This is a genomic window from Pseudomonadota bacterium, assembly GCA_018242545.1.
Taxonomy (GTDB): domain Bacteria; phylum Pseudomonadota; class Alphaproteobacteria; order 16-39-46; family 16-39-46; genus 16-39-46.
Map to the genome: position 1 here is coordinate 1 of JAFEBT010000070.1, position 9,057 is coordinate 9,057.

The 9,057-nt window shown below is 35.5% G+C and carries 10 protein-coding genes; 6 read left to right on the forward strand and 4 right to left on the reverse strand.

Annotation, left to right across the window (positions count from 1 at the left end):
- Positions 1–507 precede the first annotated feature (507 nt).
- A complete protein-coding gene (locus JSS34_07615; protein ID MBS0186184.1) occupies positions 508–1,866 on the reverse strand; it encodes a glutamate--cysteine ligase in 1,359 nt (452 codons plus the stop codon).
- Between the two features lie 18 nt (positions 1,867–1,884).
- The gene (locus tag JSS34_07620) at positions 1,885–2,619 is read right to left on the reverse strand and encodes a 16S rRNA (uracil(1498)-N(3))-methyltransferase (protein ID MBS0186185.1); all 735 of its coding nucleotides are present in this window, start codon (positions 2,617–2,619) and stop codon (positions 1,885–1,887) included.
- A gap of 228 nt (positions 2,620–2,847) precedes the next feature.
- Between JSS34_07620 and ubiA the strand changes: the two genes are divergently transcribed.
- The 4 genes from ubiA (at position 2,848) to JSS34_07640 (ending at position 6,018) form a co-directional block, all read left to right on the forward strand.
- Positions 2,848–3,783 (forward strand): 4-hydroxybenzoate octaprenyltransferase, encoded by a 936-nt coding sequence (gene ubiA, locus JSS34_07625; protein MBS0186186.1) that lies wholly within the window; start codon positions 2,848–2,850, stop codon positions 3,781–3,783.
- Positions 3,784–3,858: 75 nt separating this feature from the next.
- On the forward strand, positions 3,859–5,211 hold the full coding sequence (locus JSS34_07630; GenBank protein ID MBS0186187.1) for a TldD/PmbA family protein: 1,353 nt from the start codon (positions 3,859–3,861) through the stop codon (positions 5,209–5,211).
- 7 nt (positions 5,212–5,218) lie between these two features.
- Complete coding sequence (locus tag JSS34_07635) at positions 5,219–5,452, forward strand: hypothetical protein (GenBank protein ID MBS0186188.1); 234 nt, start codon at positions 5,219–5,221, stop codon at positions 5,450–5,452.
- Between the two features lie 92 nt (positions 5,453–5,544).
- Positions 5,545–6,018 (forward strand): PH domain-containing protein, encoded by a 474-nt coding sequence (locus tag JSS34_07640; protein MBS0186189.1) that lies wholly within the window; start codon positions 5,545–5,547, stop codon positions 6,016–6,018.
- A gap of 321 nt (positions 6,019–6,339) precedes the next feature.
- On the opposite strand, the gene JSS34_07645 is transcribed toward JSS34_07640, so the two are convergent.
- Together JSS34_07645 and JSS34_07650 are read right to left on the reverse strand one after the other, a co-directional pair.
- On the reverse strand, positions 6,340–6,678 hold the full coding sequence (locus JSS34_07645; GenBank protein MBS0186190.1) for a tRNA-binding protein: 339 nt from the start codon (positions 6,676–6,678) through the stop codon (positions 6,340–6,342).
- 12 nt (positions 6,679–6,690) lie between these two features.
- Entirely contained in the window at positions 6,691–7,971 is a 1,281-nt protein-coding gene (locus tag JSS34_07650) for an MFS transporter (GenBank protein MBS0186191.1), read from the reverse strand.
- 312 nt (positions 7,972–8,283) lie between these two features.
- On the opposite strand from JSS34_07650, the gene JSS34_07655 reads away from it, so the two are divergent.
- Positions 8,284–8,661 carry a nucleotidyltransferase substrate binding protein gene (locus tag JSS34_07655; protein ID MBS0186192.1) on the forward strand — a complete coding sequence of 126 codons (378 nt, stop codon included), beginning with the start codon at positions 8,284–8,286 and terminating at the stop codon, positions 8,659–8,661.
- On the forward strand, positions 8,658–8,933 hold the full coding sequence (locus JSS34_07660; GenBank protein ID MBS0186193.1) for a nucleotidyltransferase domain-containing protein: 276 nt from the start codon (positions 8,658–8,660) through the stop codon (positions 8,931–8,933). Before JSS34_07655 ends, JSS34_07660 begins: the two co-directional genes overlap by 4 nt.
- Positions 8,934–9,057 lie beyond the last annotated feature (124 nt).

Below are 9,057 nucleotides of genomic sequence, written 5' to 3' on the forward strand. Positions count from 1 at the left end.
AAGGTCTTTTTTTAGGAGAGGAGGGAAGCAGGGAGAGATCTTTAAAGATCTATATTATTGCGAAAAATTTTTTAAAGGAAGAACTTTTACTTTTAATAAAATAAGAATTCTTCCTCTTATTTAAAGATGGGCGATTTCTACTTAGGATTTTGTTTTGCAATGAAGATGTTTTTTGTCATGCCCTGAGAGAATACAAGTTCCTTTATTATTTTCTCCACACGAGTCGCCGAGTTTTTTTCCTTCGCAAGCATGATGTTTATGTTTATGTTTATGTTTATGTGCTTGTGAAGAATGAGAAGAGAAACTCATTCCTGATAGAATGATTAAGAACGATAGAGCTAAAAACTTTTGCATTTTAAAACCTCTCATTTTTTAAAGTTATATCTACATTACTAAAAAATCATGTTTTTTAAGGAAAGTCAATGCCATAGAAAGATACGTCTTAGAAAGAAGATGTCTTATCTTTTTTGTCAGTTGGGTTTGTTTTTATTTAAGAAAAGATTGTATTTAATTGTATTTAAGTGAGCGGATAAAATCATTTTGTTCACTTTGAGAGGAGAGTGCTTCCCATTTTTTTGAAATAGAATCTGAAAGAGATTCCTTTTTGGAGAGGATTTGAAAGAGAGGTTTTAAAAAAGAGCTTTCATCCTGATGTTTTGGATTAAGGATAGATCGACGGTTGAGGCCTTCTTGTGCAATTTTTAAACAGGTTAAAAGAAGAACTGTTAAAGATTCTCTACGGAAAAGAGTATGGATGCCCATATGGGGCGTTTCTTGTCTTAAATAAAGACGCTCTTCTTTCGAGAACGATTCAACAATCTCTTTAATTTGACTAAAACTTTGCGAATCATAAAAAATTCCGACCCAAAAGGCTGCTAAAGCATAGCCAAAGTCAATTGGGCCAGAATCACATCCACGCATTTCAAGGTAGGTTTTAAGTCGAACATCTGGAAAAACAGTACTTATATGAAGTTCCCAATCTCTGATTGTGGGAAATTCTCCGGGTAAAATTTTTAAATTTCCATCCATAAAATCCCGAAATGTTTGAGAAATCACGGGAATATAACGTTCTTCACGATAAATGAAATAAAGGGGAACATTTAAAAGATACTCCACATAACGTTCAAATCCCATGGCGTCATTAAAAACAAATTCAAGCCCTCCTGTTCTTTCATTATCTGTGTGTTGCCAAACATAAGAGCGATAACTTTGAAAAGGCAAAAGACATCTTTCTTTAAGAACAGAAGATGCAAAAAGTGTTGAAATAAGAGGCTGTAATGCTAAGCCAATTTTAAATTTTTCACACATATCTTTTTGAGAGACATAGTCTAAGGAGACCTGAAAGCTCGCGGTACGTGTCATCATATCGAGCCCAAGGGAGCCTTTATGAGGCATATACTCGCGCATGCGCAGATAACGTTCTTTTGGCATCCAAGGAATTTCTTCAAAGCTCGAAAGAGGATCAAAGCCAAGACCCAGAAGAAGAAAATTTTTTTGAGCAGTGAGTTTAAGAAGAGAGAAAATATAGTCTTGATGTTCTTTCTGGAGAGAAAAGATATTTAAGTGTGCAGAGGATGAAAATTCAAGTTGCCCACCGGGCTCAAGCGTAAGAAGCACGCCTTCTTTTGTAAGTCCAATAAGCGTAGTATTTTCATAAATACCTTCCCATCCTAACGAAAGAAGGTCTTTAAAAAGGTCTGAAATTCCATTTTTTGAAGTATATGGGACACGCTGAAGGGAATCTTCATAAAAAATAAATTTCTCGTGTTCTAGCCCAACTTTGAGAGAACCAGGTGTCTTACATCCTTCCTCAAAGTAACTTAAGAGTTCTTCAGGTTTTGTTATGAAGAGTTGGGAAGAAGGCATGATTTTTTTAGGAAGGGTTTATGTTCCTTTTTGAGAAAAAGCCATAAAAAGACAAAGAGACATGATTGCAGCTGTTTCTGCTCTTAAAATTTGAGCGCCAAGACTGACTGGTTTTACAAATGATTTTGATCGCAAAAGTTCTTTTTCTTCTTTAGAAAAACCACCTTCTGGACCAATCAGAAAAGAACATCCTCTTTTGTCTTTTTGCAGAGTCTCCGCAAGGAGGGGAGCGCTTGAACGCTCTTCACAAAAGAAAAGTGGCTCGGCAGAAGACCATTTTTCAAGGATTTCTTCAAGATTCATACTTTCATGAACATTTGGAATGGTTAAGCGTTCACATTGTTCAACAGCCTCAATTGCACGTGCCTCTATGCGCTCAAGATTAATATAGGAAGGAACGGTATGTTTGGTAAAAATTGGAATAAAATCTGATACGCCCAATTCGGTTGCTTTTTCAATTAAAAAACCAAGACGTTCTCCTTTTAAGGGAGCAAATAAAAGATTAAGGGTGTGCTCAGGAGGTTGAGGATGGGTTTGATTTTTAATCGTCAAATGAACAATACGTTTTTGAATTTCTGAAATTTGGGCTAAAAATTCTCCATCTTCTCCATTAAAAACAAGAAAATTTTGTCCAATATTGAGTCGCATAACATTGAGGAGATAGTGACTTTGTCGAGGAGTTAAGAAAACACGATCATTTTCTTTGAGGGGCGTTGCAATAAAAAGACGAATACTATGTGTTTGATCGGTCATGGAGTTACCTTCCTCGTATTTAAAATATTTATAGTGCTTGATTAACACCCTAAGAGATTTTAACATCGCTCAAAGTGGAAACCTCGAAAACTTATAAACTTCCTCATGTTTCTCGTCTTAGAAAAAAAGAAATCTATGACAAGAACTATTAAGGAGACCAAAATTTTTAATGTAAGGTCTTATCATTCTTAATTTATTTTTTAAACTTAAATGAGTTTACTTGAAAAAATGATTCAAAAACAACCAGAAAATAAAAAAAAGGAATCTGATTATTCAGATATTCCCTTTGCAAAGCTTTCAAAAGTTCCTTCTTTTTGGAAAACACAGATCCTCCTTATGCGTCTGGACAGGCCAGTTGGTATCTTTCTTCCACTTTTTTCTGCTTTTTTAGGACTTTTTGGAGCAGCATTTCCTTATTTCCCGAAAATAAATGAAATTATTCTTTTTAGTTTTGGAGCTTTGATTATGCGGGGTGCAGCATGCATTTTAAATGATATATGTGACCGAAATTTAGATGCAAAAGTAAAAAGAACACACTTGCGACCCCTTGCGTCAAAAAAAGCCTCTCTTTTTTCTGCTTTCTTTCTTCTTCTTTTTTTATTGACCTGTGGGTTAGGCATTTTAATTCAATTTAACCTTAGAACGATATTTTTAGGAGTTATTCTCGTTTTTTTAAGCGCCCTTTATCCTTTGATGAAGCGCCTCACATATTGGCCTCAAGTTTTTTTAGGGGTAACTTTTAATGCAGGTGTATTAATGGGATGGACTGCACAAGGAAAAGACTTAAATTTAACCTGTTTTATTCTCTATGTTGCAACAGTTTTATGGACCATAGGTTATGATACAATTTATGCATTTCAGGACATAGAAGATGACATACATGTGGGGGTAAAATCATCCGCTTTAAAAGTAAAGGATTACGCTAGAGTTTTTGTTTTCAGTATTTATATGGGAAGTTTTGGTCTTTTTTATTGGTTTGGAGAAAGAATGAATTTTAATGCCCTCTATAAGACTGCATGTTTTATTGTGGGCATTCTTTTTTTAAGACAAAGCATAACTTTGGATATTAAAAATGCATCCGCATGCTTAAAAAAATTTAAATCAAATGTTTGGATTGGCTTTATTCTTTTTTTGGGTCTTGTCCTAAGTGCTTTAATCAGATAATTCCTTAAAGGAGTATCTTTCTTAAAAAAGAAAGAACATGTCTCGCCATATTGAATTTATTAAAGAGTTTGTCTTATGAATCCAAGTTTATCTTCTTCTGGAATCCAATCTCTCCTCCAAGAAACACTCGACCTTGCTTTAAAGCAAGGAGCTCATGAAGCCGATGTTCTTTATGTTCAAGGAACCTCATTAAACCTTTCTTGTCGTAATGAGAAGATTGAAGAATTTGAAAGATCAGAAGGAAAAGATCTCGGATTGCGTGTATTGGTTGGAAAAAGACAAGCTGTTGTTTCAACCAGTGACCTTTCAAAAGACTCACTTTTAGATCTTGTAACACGTGCGCTTTCGATGGCTAAGCTTGTTCCAGAAGATCCTTTTTGTGGGCTTGCCTCCAAAGAAGAACTTGCGCAAAGTTATGGAGATTTTGACTCCAGTGATCCTACCGAAGATACGGAAGAGATTTTACTCGAAGAAGCTTTAGCTTGTGAACGCGCAGCTCTGGCTGTAAAAGGTGTTTCTCAATCAGAGGGTGTTGAAGCATCTTGGGGGAAGAGCCTTGTTACGCTTGCAACAAGCACGAATTTTTATGGTTCTTATGAGGATTCGAGTCGATCTCTTTCAGCAACGATGATTGCTGAAAAAAATGGAAAAATGGAGAGAGACTATGCTTTTACGAGTGCTATTTATCGAGAGGATATGATCCCTGCGAACGTTATTGGACATGAAGCTGGCGAAAGAGCTGTTAAAAGACTTTCTCCTAGAAAAATTCAGTCCACACAAATGCCCATTGTTTATGATCCCCGTGTCGGAGGCAGCCTTTTAGGACATCTGGCAAGCGCAATTAATGGTGCGACGATTGCAAGGGGAACAAGTTTTTTAAAAGAGAAACTTAATAAAAAACTTTTTTCAGAAAAGATCATGATTCAAGACAACCCTCATATTAAAAGGGGTCTCAGATCAAGAGGATTTGATATAGAGGGAATTGCAACCCATCCTTTGGCTGTGATTGAAAATGGGGTTTTAAAAACATGGATTTTAGATTTAAGAACTTCGCGGCAATTAAATCTTAAAACAACGGGTCATGCAAGCAGGAGTCCAGGCGGCGTCCCCCATCCTTCTGTCAGTAATTTTTTTATGAGTCCGGGGACACTCACGCCACAAGATCTTATTAAGAGTTTGCCAAAGGGGTTTTATGTGACAGATCTTATGGGATCGAGTGTAAATTTGGTGACAGGGGATTACAGTCGAGGCGCCATGGGTTTTATGATCGAAAATGGCGAAATCACCTACCCCGTGAGTGAAATCACAATTGCAGGACATTTAGAAGACATGTTTTTAAATTTAACGCCCTGTAATGACTTAGTTCATCGATATGGGATTGATGTTCCAACCTTAATGATTGAGGGGATGATAATTGCTGGGAGCTAAAAGAAGCATGCCAATTCAAAAGATTTTAAATGTTTTTGGAATCTGCCTTATAATGCTAGGAATTCAAGGGTGTGGAAAAAAAGGACCTTTGGAGCCTCCAGTTGGTGAGGTTAGTACATATCCTGCAACGTATCCCCAGTATGCTGATGGACCAGATGAAGAAGAAATACTTGAAAGTCTGGATGATCAGCATCTTGAAAATTGGCCTGAAGAACCCTTCCTAAAAAAAGAAGCTCTTTAAAAAAGTCTTGAAAATAAGTGTCAAATTTCATTTTATTTACTAGGGTATTAGGATATTATAAGCAAGAATAATAAAAAAATGGGGAAATAAAAATGAAATTAGATTTTTTAACGCCAAAATATTGCTTTATTCAACATTTTATTCGATTTTTTCTCATTATATTTTTGTTTTCTTGCGTGTTTTCACCCATTATTGTTGCTAAGTTTAACAAAGAAGGGAGTTTTATTTTTATAATTCTTTTCTTTCTTATTGGATGTGAACTTATCGTTTCATTTTTAGGAGCTCTTCTTGTTAAAAGCGTCTACAGAAATGCTCATTTTAAAATTTTGGATGATCGGGTTGAATATTATAGAGACTTTTTTTCTCTGCGGATTATTGATCTAAAATATAAAAACATAAAAGAAATTTCTTTAACACAAAGTCCACTTCAAAGATTTTTTGGTGTGGGAACAATCCTTTTGCAGAGCCATGCTTCTCCCCAATCCTATAAAGGAGGGAGCTCGGGCTTAAAGCTTTACGATGTTGAAAATCCTCAAGCAATATTTTCTTTTTTAAAAAAAAATTGATAAAGTCGGTTGATCTCTCGTTCAATAATGGAAGAAATGAATGTTAAGGGCGTGAGTTTTTAATTTTTGGAGATGTAATGTCTTTAAAATTTTAATTTATGCCTTTGCGTTCCTTTGAGATTGATCAAGTTTAATGTCATAAATTTGTTTTAAAAGATCTGCCCATAGGGTATGAGCTTTCGAAAATTGCTCTTTCATTTCGTTGCGAACATTTTAAATTCCTGGCGCATTTCTTTTAATTCATGATCAGGTCTTTATTTTAAGAAAGAGCCCATGTCAAAAATTCCATGGGCTAAAAAAGAACAGAAAAAGAAAATCCTTTTAAAATAGCTTTTGTCCATTTGGGATGGGAAGGTCAACAGTGACAAGGGAAACAGCACCATTTTTATCTGAAAACCCGACAAGTAAGAACTCAGAGATAAATCCTGCAATGTTTTTGGGATCCAAATTAACGCATCCAACGACGATCTTCCCAGGAAGATCCGTGAGGGCATAGTTATCAGTAATTTGAGCGGACGTTTGCTTAATGCCGATTTCTTCACCAAAATCAACCCATACCTTATAAGCGGGTTTACGTGCTTTTGGAAAGGGCTCTGCTTTTATAATCCGACCTGAACGCAAGTTAACTTTTTCAAAATCTTGGTAGGTTATGTTTGTCATGAAAGATCTCCTTTAAAAGTGAGTTTTAACAGAAACAGATTTTTCTTTTTTAAAAGAGGAAAAAAGAAAAAAAGAAGAAAACAGGCTTAAAAGAACAGTTCCTAATATAAGGGCAAAGGCCATATAATAGCCTTGTTCAGGATAAATGGGCGCTCCTTGAGCATCTCGAATACCTTCCCAGCTCGTTGTTAAAATAATGCCAAAAAGGTATTGAAGGAAGGCTCCTCCCATCATCACAGCTGCGTTTATAAAGCCTGTAATTGTGCCAGAGCTTTGAGAAGAGCCAATACTGCACGCATATGCAAAGCAGACCATTTCAGCTCCAGAAAAGAATCCTATGTTGAAAAAAAAGACACCTTTTAAAAAAAGAGAAGCTTTTGAAAGAAAAAATAAGAGAAAAAGATTGATAAAGAGACCTATAAGGCATCCAATAATAATCTTTTTCTGTGAGGAGAATTTATAACTCACGTAAGGAATAACAATGCTTCCAATACAAAGTCCAACATAAAGAAGAGAGACAAGATGAGCAGCTTTCACACGTGGTAAATGATAAACCTGCATACAAAAGGAGACACCCCATAAATCTGCAACAACAGAAATCGTACTATAGATCCCAAGGGCTACAAAAGCACTTATCCAACATTGACCAGATTTAAAGATCGTCAAAATAGAAGAAAGAACATTTGAGAGTTGAAGATCGTGTTCTTTTTTCTTTTGAGATGTTATGGACTTTTCAGTCAATCCATAGAAATTAAAAAGAGCGACAAGGAATCCAATGCCACAAAGAAGAAGCAAGGTTTCTTGCCACGTTATAAATTCAAGAAGAAATGCGATCGTATTTCCTCCATTTAAGGCTCCAATGGTGCCAGCTGCCATTGTAAAACCAAAAAAGAGAGGTTGATAGTGAGATCCAAACTTTGCAAGAGCAACTTTTGCAACACTCAAAAAGGCAGAGGCAGATCCAATGCCAATAATAATGCGTCCGAGAATGGCAATGGAAAAATAAGGGGTTGTTGCAACAAGAAAAGATCCCAAAACACATAAGAAAATAGAAAGAAGAATGAGACGTCGAGGTCCCCACACATCTGCAAAAATTCCAGCTGGAATTTGCATAAAACTATAGGCATAGAGAGAGACAGAAGACAGAAGTGAAATGCCGGCAGCATCTGTTGAAAAAGAAAGCATCATGTCTGAAACCATGACACTTGGAGAAACTCTCAACACGAACTGATACATATAAAATGTAGCGGCGCACAAAAAGGCAAGATAGGAAGAGAAAGGAAAAGAATGCATTTTTTTACTCGCAAGCTTAACTCAAAAGAAACCTAAAGAAGGACCTTTTAAGAGATGTTAATTTTTTTTGAAAAAAGGGAACAGTTAAGCGTGCGATCGAGGTCGCTTATAAAGAAAACAGAGCGTAAAAGAGTATGTGCTTAGAGTCATATTTTCAAATTAAGTGAATTTTATAAGAAATTCAAGATTTATTTTTTCTCAATTTTATTCTTTTAAAGTTTAAAATTCATTCAATAACATAAAGAAAGACAGCTTTACTTCATGAAAAAGGTATGACAAAAATAAGGAATTCTTACAAAGAAAGATGATCAAATGGATAAGATAAAAACAGATAATCTTCGAAAAGCCCAAAATACCTTTGAAAGATTTCGACAAGATATGAAAACAGATCGAGATCAAGCAGGCGCAGTCCAAGCTTTTGAATTTTGTTATGAGCTTTCTTGGAAATTGATGAAGCGTGTTCTTGAATCTCAAGGACAAGAAACAGGATCTCCAAAAGATACCTTCCGAAAAGCTGCTCTTGAGAAGCTTATTGATGATCCAGAAATTTGGTTCGAATTTCAAAAGAAAAGAAATCTTACGACGCATACTTATGAACAAGAAATTCTTAAAGAAATTGTTTCCAGTTTTGATGATTTTTCTTTAGAAATACAGAGACGTCTTGAGCGCGTTGAGGAATTAATGGGATGATTATTGAAAAGCGTCATTTGAAAATCATTAAGGAAATTCTTTCGCGTTATCCTTATAATTTTTATGCCTTTGGTTCTCGCGTCAATGGAAATCCTCGTCGGTTTTCTGATTTAGATATTTGTTTTATGGATAATATTCTTTGGAATATTAGAGCTCACTTGGACGAAGATTTTGAAGAATCGGATCTGCCTTTTAAGGTTGATGTTGTTGCATGGCAATCCTGTAGCAAAGATTTCCAACAAGCCATCCAAAAAGATCTTTTGCCTCTTTAGTGTTTTTTGAAGATAGACATAGCGCTTCTTTTTTAGTCTTAAATGCTAAGAAAAGTGAATAATGCCTATTAATACTATTTCCATAAATTAAAATAACAAGTATGATGTTCTGCAAATGGAAGCA